We start from the raw sequence: 21,990 nt of genomic DNA, 5'->3' as shown, positions 1-21,990 counted from the left end.
AGGCGGCTGTCGCGCCGCCTGATGAACCGTTCAGGGATCGGAGTGCTCAGATGTCGATGTCCTCGGCCACCCGCCGCGCGCGAGGCGACGCCGGCCAGGAGCCGGAGGCTCGCCGCTTCGGCCGCCGCTCGTACGGCGTCGGGTTCTGGACGATCGCGGCGGTGTTCGTGACGGCCATGGCGTTCTCCACGGTGCCGACGCCTCTGTATCCGCTCTACCAGGCGCACGACGGCTTCTCGACGTTCACGGTGACGGTCGTGTTCGCGGTCTACGCCGTCGGCGTCCTGGTGAGTCTGGTGCTCGCCGGGCACGTCTCGGACTGGGTCGGCCGCAAGAAGGTCCTCGCCGCGGCGCTGCTGCTGGAACTCGTCGCCGCCGCCCTGTTCCTCGCCGTGCCGTCGCTGCCGGTCCTGCTCGTCGCGCGACTCGTCACCGGGCTCGGTGTCGGCATGCTCACCGCGACCGCCACGGCCCATCTGCACGAACTGCACAGCGCGCACCGGCCGGGCGGCTCGCCGCAGCGCTTCGAGATCGTGTCGACGGCGGCGAACATCGGTGGCCTGGGCGTCGGCCCGCTGGTGGCGGGTCTGCTGGCCCAGTACCTCGGCGCACCGCTGCGTCTGCCCTACGCCGTCGTCGGCGTCGCCCTGCTGGTCGGCGTGGCCGCCGTCGCGCTCACCCCGGAGACGGTGGAGAAGCCGGCGACCAGACCCGTCTACCGGCCGCAGCGGGTGAGCGCCGACCACGGCGACCGGGCCGGCTACATCGCCGCGGTCGCCGCGGGCTTCGCGTCGCTGGCCGTCTTCGGACTCTTCACCTCCCTGGTCCCGGGCTTCGTCGGCGGCACCCTGCACCATCCGTCCCGCGCACTGGCCGGGCTCATCGTGTTCGTGGTCTTCGGCGCGGCGGCCGCGGCACAGGTGCTGACAGGCCGGCTCTCCCCGAGGGCCCGCCGCAATGCCGGACTGCTCGCCCAGGCGGTCGGGGTGGCCGTGCTCGCCGTGGGGGTGCACATCGCGAGCCTCACCGTGTTCGTCCTCGCCGGCATCGTCGCCGGCGCCGGGGCCGGGATGCTCTTCAAGTCCGCCGTGGGCTCCGTCGCCGCGATGGCGGCCCCAGCCCGGCGAGGCGAGGCGCTCGCCGGGCTGTTCCTGGTCTCCTACGTCGGCCTGGCGCTGCTGCCCGTCGGCCTCGGCGTCGCCGGCCGCTACACCTCGACGTCCGGCGCGATGACCTGGTTCGCCGTCGTGGTCCTCGCCCTGCTCGCCGGTGTGGCGCTCCTCGCGAGGCGCGCCCGGGCAAGCTGAGCGAGGCCGCCCGGGGCGCTCACGAGTCGAGCGCGTCCGCCATGTTCTGCTGCCAGTAGGTGACCGTCAGGGAGCTGTCGTAGTAGACCCCCTTGGCGGGCAGCGTGGGCACGGCGGACGCACCGCCGCTGCTGTTCGGCGTCAGGCCCTGGAACGCGACCGTCAGCCGGTGCCCCGTCTGCCCGCCCTCACCGCTGCCGTCGGCGGCCGAGAGCAGGGCGCCCGCGTAGCCCGACTCACCGGGCGCGAGGGTCACCACCGCCTGCGGCTGGGTGTCCTTCATCGCGGTCGGCGCCCACTGCATCTCGTCGAAGCGGAGCACCGGGTAGTACGTCAGGTCGCAGGTCTTCGAGCCGGTGTTCTCGACCGTGATCAGCATGTGGTTGAGCGGGCGGGAGACCGTCTGCACGGTGACCTTGGTGTTGGAGCCGTTGCACAGGGCGCGCTTGTCCGAGGCCGACGTGCCCGAGGCGCCCTTCCCGCTTCCGGAGCCGGTGCCGCTCCCGCTCTTGCCCCCGCCGCTCTGTGCGCCGCCGCCGTTGCTCCCGCCGGTCTTTCCCCCGGTGGTCTGCCCGCCGGTCGCGGAGCTCTGGTCCTGTGCCTTTCCGGTCCCGCCGGCCGAGAGGTCGGCCGTGACGGACGCCGAAGTCGTCGCCGCGCCCTCGTCCTTGGTGCCCGTTCCGTTCTGGCAGGCCGTCAGGGCGAGTGCGGTGAGCGTGACTGCTGCTGCGCTCACGAGCAACCGGGGCGTGCGGGCGGGGCGGTTGGTGGCAGAGGCGCCGTTGTTGGGGGCGGTGTTGGTGTCGGTGCTGGTGCGAGAGGCGTGCATGGCTGGATCCATCTCCTGATGACAAGGCCGGGGCCACCGCTGAGACGGTTCCCGGGATCGGCGTGCTTGGATGACCTCAGCCTGTACGGTGATCCGTTCCAGATGCCACGTCCACCGGGGGATCAGGGACGCTGGAACGCCGAAATGGGCTCTGAACTGCTGAAACAACCTGTTCCTGGAACGCCGGAACGGGACATGGGGTGGGAGGAACGGTGTCGCGGGACACTGCCGAGGCCGGGTTCGCCGGGCTGCTGCGGGAGTTGAAGGACCGGTCCGGGCTCAGCTACGGGACGCTCTCCAAGCGACTGCACATGAGTACGTCGACGCTGCACCGGTACTGCAACGGCGATGCCGTGCCCACGGACTACGCACCGGTCGAACGGCTGGCCCGCCTGTGCAAGGCGTCGCCCGAGGAACTCGTCGAGCTGCACCGGCGCTGGGTGCTGGCGGACGCGAACCGCAGCCGGAAGGGCACGACAGCGGGCGACCTCGCTGCGGCGGACGAGGCGGCTGCCGATGCCGCGAGCGCGGACGAACCGACAGCCGATGCCGCGGTCGCGGACGAACCGTCGGGCCGTCTCGCTGTCACGGACGAGCCCGCTGCCGCGCCCGGCGCTGTGGCGTCCGGCGGCCCCGCGCCCAGGAAGCCGCGCCCCACCCGGCGGGCCGTTTTCGCCGGGATCGCGGTGGTCGCCGTAGTCGGTGCGGCAGCGCTCACCGCGAACCTGCCGTCGCGGGATGCCGACGACGGCCGGGCCCGCTCCGCCGGTGCCGCCTCCGCGACGAACGACGCGGAGCGGAAGGCGAAGGGGAGCACCGGGTCGCCGTCACCGTCCCATGCGTCGCCCTCGGCGTCCTCCTCGGCCAAGAGCCGGGCGAAGGAGCCGGCCAAGGACCCGGGAGCGGCCGGGGCCTCCCCCTCCACGACCGTCGACCACCCCGCCTCCGGTACGCCGCTGACGGTGACCACCCAGCCGTACAGCTGGGAGGACCCCTGCAGTCAGCACTACTTGATCGACAAGCCGCCCGCCCAGGTGGGTCCGCCGCCCGTGGAGGAGGACGCGACCGCCTGGCTGGCGGCGGCCGGCGGGGTCTCGGCGGGAGAGCAGTACGTCACGCTCACCGTGCAGGGCTCGGGCAAGGAGACCGTCGTCCTCAACAGCCTTGCCGTCCGCTCGGCCGGCAGGAGCGCGCCTCTGCCCTGGAACGACTACGCCATGGGCGTCGGCTGCGGCGGCGGTGTGCAGACCCGTTCCTTCCGCGTCGACCTCGACTCGGCCCGCCCGGTCGCCGTACCGAAGTCGGGGCAGCGCAACTTCCCCTTCAAGGTGAGCGAGTCCGACCCGGAGGTCTTCTACATCAAGGCCGACACCTCGGCGTACGACGCGAGGTGGTATCTGGAACTGAACTGGTCCAGCGGCACCCGGCACGGAACGGTGCGGATCGACAACCACGGGCGGCCGTTCCGCACCAGCGCCAACGCCGGGCGTCCCGCCTACGAGTTCATCCCCGGCGGGAACGCCTGGACCAAGGCGCAGACGTCCTCCTGATGTCCCGGCGCCGGCCGGCGGTCACGACCTTCTATCCCTCCGAGGGCTGCGACTCGTCCTGTCCGCCGGACGCGGCGGCGGGCCGCGCACGGAACAGCAGGTTGGCGGGGACCGCCAGCAGCCACCAGTACTTGGCCAGCGTCGGCGAGAAGAACGCGACCGGGACGGACGTGGCGAAGACCAGCGCCACGACCAGGCTGCGGCGGAACACCTCGGTCAGGTTCGACGGCGTGGCGTGTGGCGCTGTCAGCCCCGGCTTGGCGATCAGGCGGAGATACATCGCGCAGTAGAGCACGACCGTCAGGAAGATCGACGCGGCGTAGAAGGCGGTTCCCGTGGTCGTGTCGCCGTACTCACTGATCAGCTTGGTCGGGAACGGCAGTGCGGCGACGATCGCGAGGAGCGCGAAGTAGCAGAAGAGCAGCCAGCGGTCGACGGTGGCGATCAGGCGGAACAGCGCGTGCTGGGCCAGCCAGAGCGCGCCGATGACGAGGAAGCTGAGCAGATAGGCGCCGATCGCCGGCACCGCCTCGCGTACGGCGTGGGCGACGTCCGAGTCGGGCAGGTCCTCCGGGACGCTGATGTCGAGTGCGAGCAGCGTGATCGCGATCGCGAACACGGCGTCGCCGAAGAACGCCAGTCGTTCCGGTCCCACGAGGACTTCACGACGGAAGGGGACGTAGAGGCGGTTGGGCATGTGTGTGGCACCTGGGATTCGTGGAGGGGAGAGTGCCATATCTATCACGCGGGTGCCGTGATGGCGTGAACGCCCTGTGAGGGAAGGGTACTTGGGATTTACTAACAATTGGTTGAACAGTTGCAACTGATAAAACTAGACTGAGTACCCATGAAGGTGAACACCGGTGCGGGTCGCGGCGAGACGCGCGACCCCAGCGACACCGCACAGCTCGCGTACGACCTGCGGCTCGCGATGGGAAGGGTGACCCGGCGGCTGCGCCAGGCCCATGCCGTGGGGGACGTCAACCTCTCCGGTGTCTCGGTGCTCTCGCGGCTCTCCAACGACGGCCCGGACACACCGACCGCGCTCGCCGAGATGGAGCGGGTCCGCCCGCAGGCGATGGCGAGCACCCTCACGCTGCTGGAGCAGCGCGGGCTGATCGGCCGTAGCCCCGACCCGGCGGACGGGCGGCGCAGCATCGTGGCGATCACCGACGAGGGGCGCACCATGCTGGCCGAGCGCCGCTCGGAGTCCGTGCACCGGCTCGGGGCGGTCCTGGAGGAGTTCACCGCGGACGAGCGGGCCGCGCTCGCGGCGGCGCTTCCGCTCCTGGACCGGCTGGCGGAACAGCTGTGAACGGGCCCTTCACCTTCGGCGCCCTGCGCTCGGCACGCGGGAAGGACACCCCCGTCGGGCCCGGCTACAAGTGGGTCGCGCTGTCGAACACCACGCTCGGCGTGCTCATCGCCACGATGGACGCCTCCATCGTGATCATCTCCCTGCCCGCGATCTTCCGCGGCATCGGCCTCGACCCGCTCGCGCCGGGCAACATCGGCTATCTGCTCTGGATGATCCTCGGCTATCTGCTGGTCTCGGCCGTCCTCGTGGTCGTCCTCGGCCGGCTCGGCGACATGTTCGGCCGGGTGCGGATCTACAACCTCGGCTTCCTGATCTTCGCGTGCGCGTCCGTCGCCCTGTCCCTGGACCCGTTCCGCGCGGGGGCGGGCGCCCTGTGGCTGATCATCTGGCGCATCGTGCAGGCCTTCGGCGGCTCGATGCTCACCGCCAACTCGGCGGCCATCCTCACCGACGCCTTCCCCACCCGGCAGCGCGGCATGGCCCTCGGCATCAACCAGATCACCGCCCTCGCCGGCCAGTTCCTCGGCCTTCTCGCGGGCGGTCTGCTCGCCGCCGTCGACTGGCGTGCGGTCTTCTGGGTCAGCGTCCCGATCAGCATCACCGGCACGATCTGGTCCTACCTCAGCCTCCGCGAGACGGCGTCGGGCCGGCCCGGCCGCGTCGACTGGATGGGCAACCTCACCTTCGCGGTCGGCGCGGGCATCCTGCTGGCGGGCATCACCTACGGCATCCAGCCCTACGGCGGCAGCGCCACCGGCTGGGCCAACCCCTGGGTCCTGACGGGCCTGATCGGCGGCGCCGCCCTCCTGCTGCTCTTCTGCTACGTCGAGACGCGCGTCGCCGAGCCCATGTTCAACCTGGCCCTGTTCAAGGTGCGCGCCTTCGCCGCGGGCAATCTGGCCGCGCTGCTGACCGCGATCGCGCGCGGTGGCCTGCAGTTCATGCTCATCATCTGGCTGCAGGGCATCTGGCTGCCCCTGCACGGCTACGACTTCGAGGACACGCCGCTGTGGGCGGGCGTCTTCATGCTGCCGCTCACCGTCGGCTTCCTGATCGCGGGGCCCGTGTCCGGCTTCCTGTCGGACCGCTTCGGCGCGCGGCTGTTCTCCACCGCCGGCCTGCTGGTGGTCGCCGCGTCCTTCCTCGGCCTGCTCGCCCTGCCGGTGAACTTCGACTACGGCCTGTTCGCGGCGCTGCTGCTGCTCAACGGGCTGGGACAGGGCATGTTCTCCGCACCGAACACGTCCTCGATCATGGGGAGTGTGCGGCCCGAGTACCGGGGCGTCGCCTCCGGCATGCGCTCGACGTTCCAGAACTCCGGCACGGCCCTGTCCATCGGGGTGTTCTTCTCCCTGATGGTCTCCGGGCTCGCGTCCTCCCTGCCCGGGACGCTGAGCAGCGGGCTGCAGGCGCACGGCGTACCGGCCGGCGCGGCCGAGCACGCCGCCTCGCTGCCGCCGGTGAGCACGCTGTTCGCCACCTTCCTCGGCAACAACCCGATCCAGCACCTCCTCGCGTCCGACGGGTCCCTCGACCATGTCTCCGCGGCCCAGCGCGCGGCCCTGACCGGCCACAGCTTCTTCCCGCAGCTGGTCTCCGGTCCCTTCCACCACGGCCTGACGATCGTCTTCAGCGTCGCGGCGGGCATGGCGCTGGTCTCCGCGGTCGCCTCCGCTCTGCGCGGCAGCCATCGTCCCGCTCCCGGAGGTCCGCACAAGGACCGGCCCGCCGCCACCGGCAAGGCCCCTACGGCGTCGCAGACCCCGCACAACTCGGCGTCGTAGGCGCGGCTCTCAGCTCAGGGGCAGCCGCATGATCGTCAGGTCGAGCCAGCGGCCGAACTTGGTGCCCACCTCCCGCACCGTGCCGGCGTGGTGGAAGCCGAACCGTTCGTGCAGCCGGATCGACCCGCTGTTCCCGGCCTCGATGCCGGCGATCATGACGTGACGGCCGGCCTCGCGGGCCGAGGCGATCAGAGCGGTCAGCAGGGCTGATCCGATGCCCAGGCCCTGCCGGTCCTCGCGTACGTAGACGGAGTCCTCGACGGTGTGGCGGTAGCCGTCGAGCTCGCGCCAGGGGCCGTAGACCGCGAACCCGGCCACCTCGCCCTCCAGTTCGGCGACGAACGCCGAACCGCGCTCCAGATGGGCGGCGAGCCAGGCTTCCCCCTGCGCCGGGGACTGGACGGTCTGCGTCCACAGGGCCGTCGAGTGCTCGACGGCGTGGTTGCGGATGGCCCGGACGGCCTCCCCGTCGCCGGAGCGGGCCGGGCGCACCGTGACCGTCCGGCGGCTCCTCTCGTATATTGGATTCATGTCCAACATAGTAGATCCGCTCGTGGGACGGATCGCCGCACGGGTGCGCACCGAACGGGAGCGCCGCCGCTGGACCCTGGCCCAGCTCGCGGACGCCTCCGGTGTCTCCCAGGCGATGATCAGCCGGATCGAACGCGGCGAGAGCAGCCCCACGGCCGTCGTGCTCGGCAAGCTGTCCGCCGCCTTCCAGCTGAGCGTCGCCTCCCTGCTCGCCCTCGCCGAGGGCACCGAGGACGACACGGACCGCAGTGCGGGAGTCAGGCGCAGGGCCGAGGCGGCCGAGTGGCGCGACCCCGGCACCGGCTACCGGCGCCGGCAGATCACCGGCCCCGGGTTCCCGGCCGAGATCGCCGAGATCGTTCTCCCCGCCGGAGCCCGCGTGCCGTACCCGGCGGCCGCCTTCGCCTTCGTACGGCAGGTGGTCTGGGTCCTCGACGGCCGGCTGACCTTCCACGACGGCGACACCGTCCATGACCTCGAGCCGGGCGACACCATCGAACTCGGCGCACCCACCGACCGTGTCTTCGCCAACACCACCGGGACCGAGTGCCGCTACGTCGTCGTCCTCACCCGCGACACCCGGCCGTGACCCGGCCGCTCCCCCGCGGCGGCACCCTCCTGCTCGCCGCTACAGCGGGCACGGCGATCGCGAACAACTACGCCGTCCAGCCCGCGCTCGGCGTCGTCGCCGCCGATCTGCGGGTCTCCACGGCCGTCATCGGCCTCGTACCGACCGCCGCCCTCGTCGGCTGCACGATCGGCTTCGCCCTCCTGCTGCCGCTCACCGACCGGGTGGCCCCCGGCCGACTGGTCCCCGCGCAGCTCGGCGCCCTGGCCGCCGCTCTGGTCGCCGCGGCCACCGCACCCGGGCCGGTCGTCCTGCTGGCCGCCTACGTCCTCGTCGGGGCGTCCGCGAGCGTCGCCGCCCAGGCCGGCACCATCGCGGGACGGCACGCCGCGCCCGGACGCCGCGGTGCCGGCGTGGCCCTGGTGGCCGCCGGCATGTCGGCCGGCATCCTGCTCAGCCGCCTCGCGGGAGGTGCGCTCACCGACGCGCTCGGCTGGCGGCGGATGCTCCTCGTCTTCGCCGCCCTCGCGCTGCTCGGCGCATGGGCCACGGCCCTGGTGCTGCCCCGGGAGCGGCCGCGCTCCGACCGCGGTTACCGGTCGGCCCTCGCCTCGCTTCCCCCGCTGCTGCGCGATGTGCCGCAGCTGCGCACCGCGGTGGTGGCAGGCGGCCTCTGGTACTTCGCCTTCACCCTGGTCTGGGTCGCCCTCGCGCTCGCTCTCGCCCGGCCGCCCCACTCGCTCGCCCCGACCGCCATCGGCCTCTACAGCCTGGCCGGACTTCTCGGCTTCGTCGCGCTGCCCCTGACCGGACGCCTCACCGACCGGTACAGCCCGCGCACCGTGATCACCGCCTCCATGGCGGCCGCCGCGATCGGCGTCGCAGCGCTGACCGCCGGACTGGGCATGCCGCCGGTCACCGCTGCCGGACTCGCGCTCTTCGACGCCGGATGCTTCGCGGCACAGGCCGCCAACCAGAGCCGGATCATCGCCCTCGACCCGCAGCGCTCCGGCAGTCTCAGCAGCGTCTATCTGGTGCTGTACTTCACGATCGGCGCCCTCGGCACCGCCCTCGCCGCTCCCCTGCTCGACGCCTTCGGCTGGCGCGGCACCGCCCTCACCGCGCTCGCCGCGCTGCTCCTCGCAGCGGCCGTCGGCGGCCGGCTCGCCCCGGGTGTCACCGCGCGCCGAGCCCCTGCAGAAACGTGTCGACGACCAGGTCGGCGGCCTGAGCCGCGGTGAGCTGAGACATCTGCTGCGAGGCCAGATGCATCAGCTGCGGCAGCAGCGAACCCGTCCATGCGGCGGGAAGGTCCGCACGCAGCAGCCCCTCTGAGACGGCACGCTCCAAGAACGCGTCCAGCTCCCCGATCAACGCGTCGCGCCGCCCACGGATCTCCTCGTCGGCCTTCAGCCGGGTGAGTTCCACGGGCCACGTGCGATTGACGCCGATGATCCCCTCGACGTAGCGGTGCAGGGCCACGGCGACGGGGGCCTCACGCAGCCTCGCGTCCTCGACGACCCGCTCGACGGCCTCGTAGCGGGCTTCGTAGATGGCTGCCAGCAGTTCCTCGCGGGAGGGGAAGCGCCGGTAGACGGTGCGCCGGTCGACACCCGCCTCGGCCGCGATGGCGGCGATGCTCGCGCCGGGGTCGTCGGCGAGCATGCGCGCCCCGGTCGTCAGAACGGCTTCCAGGTTGCGTGCTGCGTCTGCTCTCACAGCTCAACAACGGCGAGGCATGCATCGCACAGACCCGCATCCTCGCCCCGCGCAGCCGCTACGAGGAGGTTGTCGCCGCGCTCAAGGAGCTGGTGGAGTCGCTCAAGGTCGGCGACCCGAACGACCCCGACACCTTCATCGGCCCGATGGTCCGGCCGGACCAGCAGCAGCGCGTGCGGGACTACATCGAACTCGGCATCAAGGAGGGCGCCCGGCTCGTCACCGGCGGTCCGCACGTGCCCCCGGGGCTGGAGGGCGGCAACTACGTGACGCCGACCGTGTTCGCCGACGTCGACAACTCGATGCGGATCGCCCAGGAGGAGATCTTCGGCCCGGTGCTCGACGTCATCGCCTACGACGACGAGGACGACGCCGTACGGATCGCCAACGACTCCGAGTACGGGCTCTCGGGCGGGGTGTGGTCCGCCGACCGGGCCCATGCACTCGCGGTCGCCCGCCGGCTGAGGACCGGCACGGTCACGGTCAACGGTGCGCCCATCGCCTTCGACGGACCGTTCGGCGGCTACAAGGCCGGCGGGATCGGCCGCGAGTACGGCGCGGTCGGGCTCTCCCAGTACGTCGAGTACAAGACCGTCACGCTCTGACCGGGGCCGCACGAACGGGCGTTGACCATGAAGGGCCCGCGTCGTCACGGCCGCCTCACCCGATCGGTCCGCCCGGCGCGAAATCGGCCGTCGGGGCAGGCACGGTGACTGCATGAACACTGCAGAACGCAACCACAGCGAACCCCTCCGTCACTCCGAGAAGGCCGGCCCCCGCATTCCGCGAATACTCGCGGTGGGAGCCGCACTGGGCCTCGCCTGTGCGGCCCTGGCGGGAGCGGCCTCACCCGCCATGGCCGCGGCGCCCCGCCCGGACGGTCCCGCCAAGGCCACGGCCGACCACCGCCACGACGACCGCGGCGCCCACCGCGGTCACGACGACTGGGACGACGACGGCGACGACTGCGACGGTCTCATCGTCCTCCTCTGCCACGGATGACCCACCCCCGAGCTCCGCATCCCGCACATCGCCAGGTGTACGGGACTCGGAGCTCGGTCGCGTTCCCGGTGTTGCGGCGCGGCGCGGAGATCGGCGGTGCCGGGAATGCCGTCGACCGCCGTCTTGTCGTACTGGACATCGATCGGTCCCGCATCCCCTGAGTCGTGCGGGCGCCGCAGAGCGAACGGAGCGGGTGACGTGAGCGACCTGAAGGCCGGCGGTCCGCAAGGGGCCGCTCCCGTCGCGTCGCCCGAACTGCTCGAACGGAGTCGCCGGCACCGGCGGCACACCCTGGAACTGCTGACGGTGTGCGCCGTCGCGCTCGTCCCGTGGACCGTGCTGCTGGCGCTGACGCTGCCGTCCGGCTACAAGGTGCACCACTGGCGTGTCGCCTGGGTCGGGTTCGACGTCCTGCTCCTGATCGCGATGGCCGCGACCGTGCTGCTCGGCTGGCTGCGGCACCGCGCCGTGATCGTGGCGGGACTGGCGACGGCGGTGCTGCTGATCGGCGACGCGTGGTTCGACGTGTCGCTCTCCTTCGGCACCTCCGAGGTGTGGCCGGCGGCGGCGCTCGCGGTCTTCGGCGAACTGCCGCTGGCGGGCTACCTCTTGCACCGGGTGATGCGGATGATCTCGCTCGCACAGTGGCCGCACCCCGGCGGAACGCTCACCGGCGAACAGCAGGACGGGTCCCGCGACTGCTGAGCGGGCTCATGAGCCGCCCGTGTCGAGGAACTGCTCCGCCAGGCGTTTCGGGGCCTGGACGAGCCATGCCTCCGTGATCACTTCTTGGAGCTCGGCGGAGCCGATCCGGTCGAGGCGGACCAGAACCGCCGGATAGCCGTCGAAGTGCGGGGTGGTGAAGTAGACGCCGGGGTCGGAGGCCACAAGCGCCTCTTTCACACCGACGTCCGCGACCCGGACGCCGAGGATCGGCCCGTCCGGCGCGGCGTCGCCGAGCGCCTCGCGGTCCGTGCCCCGCAGCGGCCGTTCCCAGACGAACAGCTTGTCCTTGACACGCCATTGCGGCAGTTCACGCGAGATCCGTTCGCTGGTCTCGGGGAGGCCGAGTGCGAGGTTCCGGACGTCGTCCCACGTTGCCATCCGTCGACCGTAGTCCATGGGGACATCTCCCGCGATGCCGTCGCGGATGAGTTGCCTTCGCGGATCGGACGTCCTCGCGGACGAAGGGCGCACCGCTGTGCCGAGTGCCGTGGCACCGTGATTGGCTGGTGCCCGCACCGCCGCCGACGCACAGGAGGACACCACAGCCATGAGTCACGCCTACAGCTATGAGTACAAGGTCGTCTCCTTCAGGGAGTCCCTGATCGGTGACGCGCTGGACAGCGGCAAGCTGGAGAAGGTCCTCAACAAGCATGCCGAGGACGGCTGGGCACTGAAGGCGATCACCTCGGCCGACGTCAAGGGCCGCATAGGGCCCGGAGCGGTCGAGGGCCTGCTCCTCACCTTCGAGCGGCCGCGCGCCTGACACGGCGCACCGCTCATGGCACAGGGTCCGTGCGTGCCGCGCGGACCCTGCTTCATGCCGCCGGGCCCGCCGTTTCGGCGTCGAGGGCGGACGCGCGGAGGGCGGCTGCCACGCGCACGACCGGTTCGCTCGGCGGGTGCGGCAGCCGGGCCAGCAGCAGGCGCCGCTGTTCCTGGGGCCCGCCGCGGACCGGCAGGATGCATACGCCCGGCGGTGCGGCCCCGGCGAGAGAGGCGGGCACGGTGGTGAGCCCGCAACCGGCGCCGACGAGGCGGAGTTTGGCCAGCCAGTCGCGCGCGGTGTGGGCGATCTCGGGCCGCTCGTCCAGGCCCGGCCACACACCCATCAGCCGGTCCTCGCCGGAGCCGGTGCTCGCGATCCAGCGCTGTCCGCGCAGGTCGGCCACGTCGACGTAGGCGCCGCGGGCGAGGGGGTGGGTGGCGGGCACCGCGAGACACAGGGCCCGTTCGGTGAGCGTCTGCACTGCGAGCGGAGGCGATTCCGTGTCCGGCGGCCGAAAGGGCGGCACCGAGGCCAGCAGCGCCAGATCCAGGCTGCCGGCGCGCAGGGCGCGCACCAGTGCCGGAGTGGTGCCCTCCCGTGTGACGACGTCGAGGCCGGGGTCGGTGCGGCGCAGCGCGGCCAGGGCCGTGGGCACGAGGACGGCTCCGGCGCTGGGGAACCATCCCAGGCGGACCGTGCCGGCCTGTTCCGGAAGGCCGGACAGCTCGCGCGCGGTGGCCTCGATCTCGTCGAGCACGACCGTCGCCCGGCGCATCACGACGCGGCCCGCCGCGGTCAGCCGTACGCCGTCACGCCGCCGTTCCAGCAGTTGCGCGCCGGCCGCCCGCTCGATCGCGGCGATCTGCCGTGACACCGCCGACTGGGTGTAGCCCAGCGACGCCGCTGCCGCGGTGAACGTGCCCTGTTCGGCCACCGCACGCAGCACGCGCAGCGCGGTCAGCGAGACATCCGTGAAGTCCATGACGGGAACGCATACTAGTCGCGCCCGACTTTCGCCTGCCGCATGAGCTCGTACGGAAGCGGGCCGTGCCCATGCCCTTGCCCATGACTGACGGGGCCCGAGCCGGAGCGTGGGCGTTAGCGCTCGACCATCGGGAGGTCGAGGACCTCTTCGGCCGCATCGAGGCGCTGCCGCCCGGTGACAAGGACCGCAAGGTGTACGCCGACCGGGCCACGATCGAACTGGTCCGGCACTCCGTGGCCGAGGAGGAGTACCTGTACCCGGCGGTGCGGGAGCATCTGCCCGACGGCGACGCCCTGGCGGACCGGGAGATCGAGGATCACTCGACGGCCGAGCAGATCATGAAGGATCTGGAGAGCTGTGAGGCCGGTGACGCCGAATTCGACCGGCTCGTCGGGCAGTTGATGAGCGACGTCCGCGCGCACATCGCCGACGAGGAAGGAAACCTCTTTCCGCGGCTACGCACCGCCTGCACGCCCGAGGCCCTCGACGAACTGGGCGACAAGGTCCGCCGGGCCAAGAAGACGGCGCCGACCCGTCCGCACCCCTCCGCGCCGGACACCCCTCCGGCGAACAAGCTGATGGCACCGGGTGCGGGACTGGTCGACCGGATGCGTGACGCACTGAGCGGTCGCGGCATGGGGGCGTGAAAGGGCTCGCGCGTCAGGCGGTGAGTGCCTGTCCCGGCTTGAGCAGGTCCAGGAGTTGGTCCTGGTGGAGTGCGCTCACGGGCGCGAGCAGATCCGGGTGGCGCAGCAGAGCGGCCGCACGCCGGTCGGTCTCGTCGGGTGCGACAAGGCGCCGGAACCTGCCGGGATCACCGGCGTCGCGGCTGCCCTCGGCGAGGGCGTCCACCGCGAGACGGGCCAGATCCGGATCGGTCAGCAGACAGGCCGCCCAGCTGGCCACTACCTCGTCGACCCAGGTGCGCCAGGCGTGGGCGTCCGGGTCGTGGCCGAGGGTGTGGTCCGCGCCCGAGATCCAGTCCAGGCGGGCCGAGCCGCCGGGGCCCGCGATGCCGACGAGTGCCGCGTCCGCCGGGGTGGGGTAGCGCAGCCATGCCGCGACCGTGACGGCTTGGCGGGCCTGCACTTCGCACAGGGTCGCGGCCCGCGCACCGCCCGCCGAGGGGTAGGCGCAGGTCAGCCACTGGGCGGTCGCCGCGATGAGCGGGGAGAGGTCTGCGAGCACTGCGGGCCGTCCGTATTGCATGAGCGAGAACTGGAACCGTGAAAAAACGGTAGCGGCCGACTCCCTATGGCGACATGCCCGTGCCGCCACCGGTGACGTGGCATCGACCACAGCCCGTCGGGAACCCGGAGGGTCCCTGCACATCCCCACACTCCGAGGAGAGGCTCATGAGTCTCCTGCGTCTGGTCGGCCGGCCCATGCTCGCCTCCATGTTCGTCGCGGGCGGTATGGACTCGCTGCGCGCTCCCGAACAGGTCGCTCCCGCCGCGGAGCCCGTCGTCCAGCCGGTCACCGAGCGGGTGCCCCAGCTGCCCGACCGCACCGAACAGGTCGTACGGCTCAACGGCGCCGTACAGCTGGTGGCGGGTCTGCTGCTGGGCAGCGGGCGGCTGCCCCGGCCGGCGGCGCTGGCCATCGCGGCCACGCTGGTGCCGACCACCCTGGCGGGGCACCGTTTCTGGGAGGCCAAGGATCCCGACGAGCGCGCTCAGCAGCGGATCCACTTCCTGAAGAACCTGTCGATGCTCGGCGGTCTGCTGATCGCTGCCGACGACACCGCCGGTGCCCCCTCGCTGGCCTGGCGCGGCCGCCATGCCGCTCACGACCTGCGCCGGGAGGCCAACCTGGTGGGCCGGTCGGTGCGCGCCACGGCACGGCCCGCCGCGACGGTCGGCGGCATGAAGGCCAAGCTGAGCCGCTGATCGCCCCGGGCGCGCTCGGGGTTCGCCCTACTTCTCGGCGGAGGTCAGGAATTGGTCGAGGGCCGTGGTCAGTTCGGCGGGTTTCTCCACCGGCAGTTCATGTCCTGCGTCGATGATGCGGACCACCGCGTCCGGGTAGGCCTTGGCCATGCGCAGCATCTGCCGCAGCGGCAGCTGGATGTCGTGATAGCCGTGCACCATGAGGGTGGGTACGCGGATGTCGCCGACCCGGTCCAGTACGTCGAAGGCGCGCATGGCGCCGTAGAGCGGCATGACGACGTCGCGGGGCGTGTCCGCGGAGGCCTTGATGTAGGCGCGGACCTGCTCGCGGGGGAAGCCGGGCGCGAAGGCGCGCCGGATGTTGGCGGCGATGAACAGCTTGAAGGGGACGAGTGTCGAGGCGCCCATCAGCAGGCCGCGTCCGCGGCTGTAGGTCATGCGGCTGATGGAGTCGACCAGGACGAGGCGCTCCACCCGCTCGGGCTGGTCGAGCGTGATCGTCTGCGCGATCATGCCGCCCATCGAGTGGCCCACCAGCACCGCCCGTTCGACGTCGAGGTGATCGAGGAGGGCGGTCACGTCCTCGGCCAGCTCCGCGATGGTGCGCACGCCCTTTCCGCCGCTGTCGCCGTGGCCGCGCAGATCGAGGCGGATCACGCGCCTGGTCCGGGCGAAGTGCGTCATCTGGTGGTCCCAGCGGTGCCGGTTCGCCGTCCAGCCGTGGATGAACACCAGGGGCACGCCGTCGCCTTCGCGCGGGCCCTCGTCGTCATAGGTCAGCGCTGCGCCGTGGACTTCGAGCTGCGGCATCGGTACCCCCCTGGTTACATCCGGTTACTGGCGGGTAGCGTAGCGGGCGCGGGGGTTCGCGTCACCGGCCCGCGCCCACGCGAGTGCCGGCCCGGCGGGCCGCGGACTCGGCCCGTTCCACCCCACCTCCGGGAGATCCGCCGTGACCGTCACCGACCGCATCGACCGCTTCGTCATCGACCCGTTCGGCGCCGACATCCCCGCGGAGAGCGCCCGGTTGCGCGCCCTCGGCCCGATCGTCCCCGTCGACCTTCCGGGCGGCATTCCCGCCTGGGCGCCGACCGACTACGACACCCTGAAGAACCTGATCCTCGATCCCCGGGTCAGCAAGGACCCGCGCCTGCACTGGAGGTTGTGGCCGGAGGTCGGCCAACACCCCTCCTGGGGCTGGGTACTGGGCTGGGTGGGCGTGGTGAACATGCTCTCCACCTACGGCGCGGACCACGCGCGCCTGCGCAAGCTGGTGGCGCCGAGCTTCACCCGCCGGCGCACCGAGGCGATGCGCGTGCGCGTGGAGGCGATCACCGCGGAGCTGCTCGACGCGCTGGAGGCGGCCGGCGCCGACGGCCGGGTGGTCGACGTCAAGTCGGCGCTCGCGCATCCGCTGCCGCTGCGGATCATCTGCGAACTGTTCGGTGTGCCGGACGAGTTGGTGGACGACACGGCGCGGATGGTCGCGGCCATCATGGACACCTCCGACCCCAGTTCGGAACACGCCGCATCGGTGCAGCAGCAGATCGGGACGGTCCTGCCCGCGCTGATCGCCCACCGCGGCGAGCACCCCGGGGACGATCTCACCACCGAGCTGATCCGGGTCCGGGACGAGGACGGCGACCGGCTCAGCGACGAGGAACTGCTGTACACCCTGCTGCTGGTGATCGGCGCCGGGTTCGAGACGACCGTCAACCTCATCGGCAACGCGGTCGTCGCCCTGCTCCGGCACCCCGAGCAACTCGCCGCCGTACGGGCCGGGAAGATCAGCTGGGACGCGGTCGTCGACGAGACCCTGCGGCTGCATCCGTCGATCGCCGCGCTGCCGCTGCGGTTCGCCGTCAGCGACATCGAGGCCGACGGCGTCACGATCCCGGCGGGCGACGCCATCATCACGACGTACGCCGCCGCGGGAGTGGACCCCGCGCACTACGGGCCGGACGCGGACCTCTTCGACGCGGCGCGCGGGGCCGACGACCACCTGTCGTTCGGCATCGGCGTGCACCGGTGCATCGGTGCTCCGCTCGCCCGGGTGGAGGCGCTGACCGCACTGCCCGCCCTCTTCGGGCGCTTCCCCGGGATGCGCCTGGCCGTCGACGAGGACGAACTGCGGCAGGTGCCGTCGTTCATCGCGTTCGGCTGGCAGGAGGTGCCGGTGCGGCTACGGGCGTAGAACGCCGAGGGGGGCCCGACCGGTCCCCCGTTCCGGTCGTGCCCCCGCGGCTCGTCGAAACTACGTGGCGAGTGGACATGTTGTGAACCGCGTCCGTGCCCGCTGAGAAGTCCGCGGGACTCACCCGTGCACAGTTGAGTCCGGAAGGTCCTGGTTCGTCGGGTGCAGTTCGGGCTGGGCGAGTTCGCCCAGGGCCAGGTGGGCGAGCACGACCTCGTAGAGATCGCTGCCCGAGGCGAGCAGCTGGCGTTCGAGAACGGGCTCCGCGCTGCGCACATGGTCGCGCACCGTCTGCGGGTGGACACCGAGGATGTTGGCGGCGCGTTCGGCGTTGCCCCCGGCCGCGATCCAGGTGCGCAGCGTACGTCGCAGATCGCGGGCGTCGCCCTCCAGACGGCCGAGCAGGCCCTGTGCCCAGGTACGCAGTGCGGGACCGGCGAGCAGGTCGGCGAGCCGTGCCCGGGCCGTCCCGGCGGGGCCGGCCTCGGGCGCTTCCTCGGACAGACCGACCCGGGTGTTGAGCGCGAGGTGGACGACGGCGCGCGCGACGAGGTCGGAGAAGTCCGTGTGCAGCAGGGCCTCCACCCGGTCCATGCGGGCGCGGACGGTGTTGCGGCTGACGCCGAGGACCTTGGCCGCGTTCACCGCGGTGAACTCCAGGCCGAGCCTGGTGGTGGCGAGGAGTTCGGCCCTGGTGTGGTACGCCAGGGTGTCGAGCGGACGCAGGACGTTCACCGTCCAGTCGAGCAGCACCGCCGGATCCATCAGGCGCTCGGGGTGGGTGCGCTCGGCGTACACGGCCTGCTGGTCGGGCCGGAAGCGGGCGACGGCCAGCGCGCTGACGGCCTGGCCGTAGGCGGTGGCGGTGCGCACCAGGCTCTGCGGGGCGCTGCCGCCGAGGTAGGTGCCGGGCCGGCGCCCGACCAGCAGCCGCAGGTCTCCGGCGCCGGCGTCATGGGGAGCGACGACGATGACATGGGCATCGACGGCGGGGCAGCGTACGACCAGGGCCCGCTCGTCCGTCGCGGTCAGACACTCTTCCGCGATGTGGTCGCGTTCCTGGGCGCTGCTCTCGAGGACGTAGACGCAGGCGGTGTCGGTGTCGAGCAGACCGGGCCACAGGCCGGCGGCGACGCGGCGGGCCGAGACGGTGTCCTCGACCATCAGCAGTTGCAGGATGGCGAGGCGCAGATCGGAGGTCGCGCGCCGCAGCCGCCGTCCGGCCTCGCTCGACTCACGTACCCTCAGCAGGAGTTCGACGACCTGGGCGGTGTGGGTGACGATGTCGGCGGCCCGCCGGTCGAAGGGGGCGGTCCGGGAGACCGCCAGCACACCGGCCGCGGCGAGCTGCGGCTGCCGCACTCCGACGAGCCGCAGATGGCGCCCCTCGTCGTCCCAGGCGGCGGAGGCGACACGGCCGGAGACAAGGTCCGCGACGAGGTGCTCGTCCAGCGGTGTCGGCGTTCCGGCGAGGACGTGTCCGGTGTCGTCCTGCAGACAGGCCGTCCCGCCCACGATGTCGGCGAGCCAGCCCACCAGCCGGCGGATGTCGCGGCTGGTCGGCCGGAGATGGTCGAGCAGTTCCCGCGCCCACCTCGCGCTCTCGGCATCCGTCACCTGCGCACGGCCGGCCCCGTCCTTTCCGGCACCCATTTCGGCCTTCTCCTCGTCCATCACATCGACCTCGGCATATCGGTCGGGGACGTTACCTCACGTGTGCCCGGTGGTGACACGAGTACGGCGTCCGGACCGCACGGAGGAGGCGAGGTGGCGGCGAGGAGGTGGACGTCTCAGACGCGCCGGTCGGCGAAGACCCCGCCCGCGCTGAACACCTGCCGGGCGAACCGCTCGCCCATCCGCACATGGGTGGCGGCGTCCGGGTGGAGCTGGTCGGGCAGCGGCAGTTCCACGGCGTCGCCCTCCCCGTACAGGTCACGGCCGTCGAGGTAGTGCAGGTGCGGGTCCTCGGCCGCCCGCTGCGTCACTATGCGGGACAGCTCGTCCCGGATGACGCCCAGGGTCAGCTTCCCGTCGGCACGCTCCGCGGGATCACCCATGGCGTGGAACCGGAGCCTGCCGTCGCCCAGGGTGCTGAAGTCCAGGACGGTCGGGCCGGGCGTCTCCTCGTGCATGGGGCACAGGATGGGCGAGACGACCAGCAGGGGTGCCGTGGGGTGACCCTCCCGGACGGTGTCGAGGAAGCCGTGGACGGCGGAGGTGAAGGCGCGCAGCCGCATCAGATCGGTGTTGACGAGGTTGATGCCGATCTTGACGCTGATGAGGTCGGCGGGTGTGTCGCGCATCGTGCGGGCGGTGAACGGGTCGAGCAGGGCGCTGCCGCCGAGCCCGAGGTTGATCAGTTCCAGGCCGCCGAGCGAGGCGGCGAAGGCGGGCCAGGTGGTGGTGGGGCCCGCGGCGTCGGAGCCGTGGCTGATCGAACTGCCGTGATGCAGCCACACCTTGCGCCCGGACGCAGGGGCCGGCTTCACCGGGGCGTCGGTGCGCAGGGCGACCAGTTCGGTGGTCTCGTTGTGCGGCAGCCAGATCTCCACGTTCTTGGCCTCGTCGGACAGGCCGGTGAAGCGCAGCGTGCCCACGGCGCCGGATCGGACCTCGGCGGTTCCCGCGGTCATGTCGATGGTGACGGTGTCACCGCCCTTGACGCTGCCCCGGCCGGCCGGGCGGCCGTCCACGAGGAGCTCGTACACGCCGTCGGGACGGGACGGGGCGCCGACGTAGAGGCGCTTGGTGGGCACGGTGTCCAGTTCGATCGCCGTCGCGCGGGTGCGGAAGGCCAGCCGTACGCCGGAGGGCTGGGACTCGGCCATGGCCAGCTGCGGATCGGTGCACTGGGCGCGCGCCCACGCGGGGAGCCGGTGCGGGAGCAGACCGCGCTCGGTCCGCTCCACGTCGATGGCGCCGCGCAGCAGGCTCGCGGTGAGGGGCGTGGTGATCCAGTCGTACGTGGTGTGCATGGGTGTCCTCGGCCTCACGGTCAGCGGGCGGGGTCGGTGGGCCAGTTGCGCAGCAGTGCGTCGAGCGCGTCGAGGACGCGTGCCCAGCTCACCTCCGGGTCGGGGGCGCTGTGGCTGAAGCTGCCGCTCATTTCGAGGCTGACGTAGCCCTGGAAGACGCCGCCCAGCAGCCGGACGGCGTGGGTCTGCTCCGGTTCGGCCAGGTCGTAGCCGCGCAGGATCGCGCGCGTCATCTCGGAGTGCCGGACGCCCGCACTGGCGAGCGCGGTCTCGTGGTCCAGTCGCGTCCGGGCGGCGTCCGCTCGGCCGGGGTGCTGCCTGGCGTAGTCGCGGTAGGCGTTGGCGTAGGCGGCCAGGGCGTCCTTTCCGGACCGGCCGGCGAGGGCGTCGGCGACCCGCTCGGCGAGCTCTTCCAGGGCGAACAGGGCGATACGGATCTTGAGATCCTGGGAGCTCTTCACATGCGAGTACAGGCTCGCGACCTTGACGTCGAACCGCCGCGCGACCTCGGAGACGGTCACCCGGTCGAAGCCGACCTCGTCCGCCAGCTCCGCACCCGCCCGCACCACACGCTCCGTGGTCAGCCCTGCGCGCATCCGCCTCACCTCTCTCCGGCCACGACCTCGACCAGAACCCATTATGCGTTTGCCTAAACTCTTTAGGCAAATTACCTTGGGGTTATGGAACCGCTGACCGAGCGCGAGATCCGCGCGGCCTTCATCAACTGCACCAAGGGCGAGGCGAAGCGCCTGTCCGTCCCGCGCGACCTGACCGAGCAGCCGTGGGAGGACCTGGACTTCCTCGGCTGGCGCGACCCCCAGGCGCCCGGCCGCGCCTACCTCGTCACCACGGGGGACGACGGCCGGGCGAGGGCCGTCGCCCTGCGCGCCGCGAGCTCCGCCGTCGGACAGCAGCGGCGCAGCATGTGCTCGATGTGCCTGACCACCCACTCCGGCGGCGTCTCCCTGATGGTGGCGCCGAAGGCGGGGAAGGCCGGGCAGCAGGGCAACTCGGTGGGCGCCTACATCTGCAGCGATCTCGCCTGCTCCCTGTATGTGCGGGGCAAGAGGGACGCGGGAGTCGGTGCACGGCTGCACGAGACGATCACGCTGGAGGAGAAGATCCGGCGGACCGTGGCGAACGTCGCCGCGTTCGTCGCCAAGGTCGGTACGGCATAAGCTCGCCGAATGGCGAAGTACTTCGACGTGCACCCCGACAACCCCCAACCGCGTGCCATCTCCCAGATCGCCCAGAGCATCCGCGACGACGCCCTTATCGCGTACCCGACAGACTCCTGTTATGCGCTGGGCTGCCGGCTGGGCAGTCGTGACGGCATCGACCGGATCCGGTCCATCCGCCACCTGGACAGCCGGCACCACTTCACCCTCGTCTGCCAGGACTTCGCACAGCTCGGCCAGTTCGTGCGCGTCGACAACGACGTGTTCCGCGCCATCAAGGCGTCGACGCCCGGCAGTTACACCTTCATCCTGCCGGCGACGAGGGAGGTGCCGCGGATGCTGCAGCACCCCAAGAAGAAGACGGTCGGCGTGCGCATCCCCGACCACGTCGTCACCCACGCCCTGCTCACCGAGCTCGGCGAGCCGCTGCTGTCCAGCACGCTGCTCCTGCCCGACGAGGACGAGCCGATGACCCAGGGCTGGGAGATCAAGGACCGTCTCGACCATGTGCTGGACGCGGTCGTCGACTCCGGGGACTGCGGCACCGAACCGACGACGGTCATCGACTTCTCGGACGGCGAGGCCGAGATCGTACGGCGCGGGGCCGGGGACACCACGCGCTTCGAATAGGCCGTTCCGGTTGGGCGGGGGTCCTTTCCGGCGGGTCGA

Annotated in this window: 25 protein-coding genes and 1 pseudogene; 15 read left to right on the top strand and 11 right to left on the bottom strand. The window is 71.8% G+C overall.

The window, feature by feature from the left end:
- Positions 1-50 precede the first annotated feature (50 nt).
- Entirely contained in the window at positions 51-1,307 is a 1,257-nt protein-coding gene (locus MQN93_RS27050; RefSeq protein ID WP_016433020.1) for an MFS transporter, read from the top strand.
- 19 nt (positions 1,308-1,326) lie between these two features.
- On the opposite strand, the gene MQN93_RS27045 is transcribed toward MQN93_RS27050, so the two are convergent.
- Entirely contained in the window at positions 1,327-2,136 is an 810-nt protein-coding gene (locus MQN93_RS27045; protein ID WP_242711604.1) for a DUF4232 domain-containing protein, read from the bottom strand.
- 212 nt (positions 2,137-2,348) lie between these two features.
- Between MQN93_RS27045 and MQN93_RS27040 the strand changes: the two genes are divergently transcribed.
- Positions 2,349-3,686, top strand: a complete 1,338-nt coding sequence (locus tag MQN93_RS27040) for a transcriptional regulator (RefSeq protein WP_242711603.1) — start codon at positions 2,349-2,351, stop codon at positions 3,684-3,686.
- 31 nt (positions 3,687-3,717) lie between these two features.
- Here MQN93_RS27040 and MQN93_RS27035 read toward each other — a convergent pair whose 3' ends face one another.
- Positions 3,718-4,383 (bottom strand): TMEM175 family protein, encoded by a 666-nt coding sequence (locus MQN93_RS27035; protein ID WP_016433023.1) that lies wholly within the window; start codon positions 4,381-4,383, stop codon positions 3,718-3,720.
- 150 nt (positions 4,384-4,533) lie between these two features.
- Here MQN93_RS27035 and MQN93_RS27030 point away from each other — a divergent pair, with 150 nt between their 5' ends.
- A complete protein-coding gene (locus MQN93_RS27030) occupies positions 4,534-5,001 on the top strand; it encodes a MarR family winged helix-turn-helix transcriptional regulator (RefSeq protein ID WP_016433024.1) in 468 nt (155 codons plus the stop codon).
- Between the two features lie 116 nt (positions 5,002-5,117).
- Positions 5,118-6,788 carry an MFS transporter gene (locus MQN93_RS27025; RefSeq protein ID WP_242711728.1) on the top strand — a complete coding sequence of 557 codons (1,671 nt, stop codon included), beginning with the start codon at positions 5,118-5,120 and terminating at the stop codon, positions 6,786-6,788.
- Between the two features lie 9 nt (positions 6,789-6,797).
- Here the strand turns inward: MQN93_RS27025 and MQN93_RS27020 are convergent, their stop codons facing one another.
- Complete coding sequence (locus MQN93_RS27020; RefSeq protein ID WP_242711602.1) at positions 6,798-7,319, bottom strand: GNAT family N-acetyltransferase; 522 nt, start codon at positions 7,317-7,319, stop codon at positions 6,798-6,800.
- Between MQN93_RS27020 and MQN93_RS27015 the strand changes: the two genes are divergently transcribed.
- Positions 7,318-7,908: a helix-turn-helix domain-containing protein gene (locus tag MQN93_RS27015; protein WP_016433027.1), complete on the top strand. Its 591-nt coding sequence runs from the start codon at positions 7,318-7,320 to the stop codon at positions 7,906-7,908. The two genes, MQN93_RS27020 and MQN93_RS27015, sit on opposite strands and share 2 nt — an antisense overlap.
- Positions 7,905-9,128, top strand: a complete 1,224-nt coding sequence (locus MQN93_RS27010) for an MFS transporter (RefSeq protein WP_242711601.1) — start codon at positions 7,905-7,907, stop codon at positions 9,126-9,128. The genes MQN93_RS27015 and MQN93_RS27010 overlap by 4 nt, the downstream gene beginning before the upstream one ends.
- Here the strand turns inward: MQN93_RS27010 and MQN93_RS27005 are convergent.
- Positions 9,064-9,552, bottom strand: a complete 489-nt coding sequence (locus MQN93_RS27005) for a TetR/AcrR family transcriptional regulator (protein WP_242711727.1) — start codon at positions 9,550-9,552, stop codon at positions 9,064-9,066. The genes MQN93_RS27010 and MQN93_RS27005 overlap by 65 nt on opposite strands.
- Positions 9,553-9,590: 38 nt before the next feature.
- Between MQN93_RS27005 and MQN93_RS27000 the strand changes: the two are divergent.
- The 3 genes and pseudogenes from MQN93_RS27000 to MQN93_RS26990 all read left to right on the top strand — a co-directional run.
- A pseudogene (locus MQN93_RS27000) lies at positions 9,591-10,211 on the top strand (aldehyde dehydrogenase family protein); the annotation flags it as partial.
- Between the two features lie 112 nt (positions 10,212-10,323).
- On the top strand, positions 10,324-10,608 hold the full coding sequence (locus MQN93_RS26995) for a hypothetical protein (protein ID WP_242711600.1): 285 nt from the start codon (positions 10,324-10,326) through the stop codon (positions 10,606-10,608).
- Positions 10,609-10,806: 198 nt separating this feature from the next.
- Positions 10,807-11,313 carry a hypothetical protein gene (locus MQN93_RS26990; protein ID WP_242711599.1) on the top strand — a complete coding sequence of 169 codons (507 nt, stop codon included), beginning with the start codon at positions 10,807-10,809 and terminating at the stop codon, positions 11,311-11,313.
- A 6-nt stretch (positions 11,314-11,319) separates the two neighbouring features.
- Here the strand turns inward: MQN93_RS26990 and MQN93_RS26985 are convergent, their stop codons facing one another.
- Positions 11,320-11,712, bottom strand: coding sequence for an MmcQ/YjbR family DNA-binding protein (locus MQN93_RS26985; protein ID WP_037781332.1), 393 nt, complete (start codon positions 11,710-11,712; stop codon positions 11,320-11,322).
- Positions 11,713-11,881: 169 nt separating this feature from the next.
- Here MQN93_RS26985 and MQN93_RS26980 point away from each other — a divergent pair, with 169 nt between their 5' ends.
- Positions 11,882-12,097 (top strand): DUF4177 domain-containing protein, encoded by a 216-nt coding sequence (locus MQN93_RS26980; RefSeq protein WP_016433035.1) that lies wholly within the window; start codon positions 11,882-11,884, stop codon positions 12,095-12,097.
- 52 nt (positions 12,098-12,149) lie between these two features.
- Here the strand turns inward: MQN93_RS26980 and MQN93_RS26975 are convergent, their stop codons facing one another.
- Positions 12,150-13,082 carry a LysR family transcriptional regulator gene (locus MQN93_RS26975; RefSeq protein WP_242711598.1) on the bottom strand — a complete coding sequence of 311 codons (933 nt, stop codon included), beginning with the start codon at positions 13,080-13,082 and terminating at the stop codon, positions 12,150-12,152.
- Between the two features lie 83 nt (positions 13,083-13,165).
- On the opposite strand from MQN93_RS26975, the gene MQN93_RS26970 reads away from it, so the two are divergent.
- Positions 13,166-13,732, top strand: coding sequence for a hemerythrin domain-containing protein (locus MQN93_RS26970; protein ID WP_242711597.1), 567 nt, complete (start codon positions 13,166-13,168; stop codon positions 13,730-13,732).
- A 13-nt stretch (positions 13,733-13,745) separates the two neighbouring features.
- On the opposite strand, the gene MQN93_RS26965 is transcribed toward MQN93_RS26970, so the two are convergent.
- Positions 13,746-14,273 carry a hypothetical protein gene (locus tag MQN93_RS26965; protein WP_242711726.1) on the bottom strand — a complete coding sequence of 176 codons (528 nt, stop codon included), beginning with the start codon at positions 14,271-14,273 and terminating at the stop codon, positions 13,746-13,748.
- A gap of 167 nt (positions 14,274-14,440) precedes the next feature.
- Here MQN93_RS26965 and MQN93_RS26960 point away from each other — a divergent pair, with 167 nt between their 5' ends.
- Entirely contained in the window at positions 14,441-14,974 is a 534-nt protein-coding gene (locus MQN93_RS26960) for a DoxX family protein (protein ID WP_016433039.1), read from the top strand.
- 27 nt (positions 14,975-15,001) lie between these two features.
- On the opposite strand, the gene MQN93_RS26955 is transcribed toward MQN93_RS26960, so the two are convergent.
- Complete coding sequence (locus MQN93_RS26955) at positions 15,002-15,784, bottom strand: alpha/beta fold hydrolase (protein WP_242711596.1); 783 nt, start codon at positions 15,782-15,784, stop codon at positions 15,002-15,004.
- A 142-nt stretch (positions 15,785-15,926) separates the two neighbouring features.
- On the opposite strand from MQN93_RS26955, the gene MQN93_RS26950 reads away from it, so the two are divergent.
- Positions 15,927-17,168 carry a cytochrome P450 family protein gene (locus tag MQN93_RS26950; protein ID WP_242711595.1) on the top strand — a complete coding sequence of 414 codons (1,242 nt, stop codon included), beginning with the start codon at positions 15,927-15,929 and terminating at the stop codon, positions 17,166-17,168.
- Positions 17,169-17,288: 120 nt separating this feature from the next.
- Here the strand turns inward: MQN93_RS26950 and MQN93_RS26945 are convergent, their stop codons facing one another.
- From MQN93_RS26945 to MQN93_RS26935, 3 genes are all read right to left on the bottom strand, one after another.
- On the bottom strand, positions 17,289-18,821 hold the full coding sequence (locus tag MQN93_RS26945; protein ID WP_242711725.1) for a helix-turn-helix domain-containing protein: 1,533 nt from the start codon (positions 18,819-18,821) through the stop codon (positions 17,289-17,291).
- A 137-nt stretch (positions 18,822-18,958) separates the two neighbouring features.
- Positions 18,959-20,143 carry a GDSL-type esterase/lipase family protein gene (locus tag MQN93_RS26940; RefSeq protein ID WP_242711594.1) on the bottom strand — a complete coding sequence of 395 codons (1,185 nt, stop codon included), beginning with the start codon at positions 20,141-20,143 and terminating at the stop codon, positions 18,959-18,961.
- A gap of 20 nt (positions 20,144-20,163) precedes the next feature.
- Positions 20,164-20,739 carry a TetR/AcrR family transcriptional regulator gene (locus MQN93_RS26935; protein ID WP_242711593.1) on the bottom strand — a complete coding sequence of 192 codons (576 nt, stop codon included), beginning with the start codon at positions 20,737-20,739 and terminating at the stop codon, positions 20,164-20,166.
- 84 nt (positions 20,740-20,823) lie between these two features.
- On the opposite strand from MQN93_RS26935, the gene MQN93_RS26930 reads away from it, so the two are divergent.
- Together MQN93_RS26930 and MQN93_RS26925 are read left to right on the top strand one after the other, a co-directional pair.
- Positions 20,824-21,321: an FBP domain-containing protein gene (locus tag MQN93_RS26930; protein WP_016433045.1), complete on the top strand. Its 498-nt coding sequence runs from the start codon at positions 20,824-20,826 to the stop codon at positions 21,319-21,321.
- Between the two features lie 9 nt (positions 21,322-21,330).
- Positions 21,331-21,951 (top strand): L-threonylcarbamoyladenylate synthase, encoded by a 621-nt coding sequence (locus MQN93_RS26925; RefSeq protein WP_242711592.1) that lies wholly within the window; start codon positions 21,331-21,333, stop codon positions 21,949-21,951.
- Positions 21,952-21,990: the final 39 nt, after the last annotated feature.

The organism is Streptomyces spinosisporus, assembly GCF_022698145.1.
In the GTDB taxonomy this organism is placed as follows: Bacteria; Actinomycetota; Actinomycetes; order Streptomycetales; family Streptomycetaceae; genus Streptomyces; species Streptomyces spinosisporus.
Note: the sequence above shows the minus strand (reverse complement) of the source record. Positions and strands in the feature narration are given on the sequence as shown.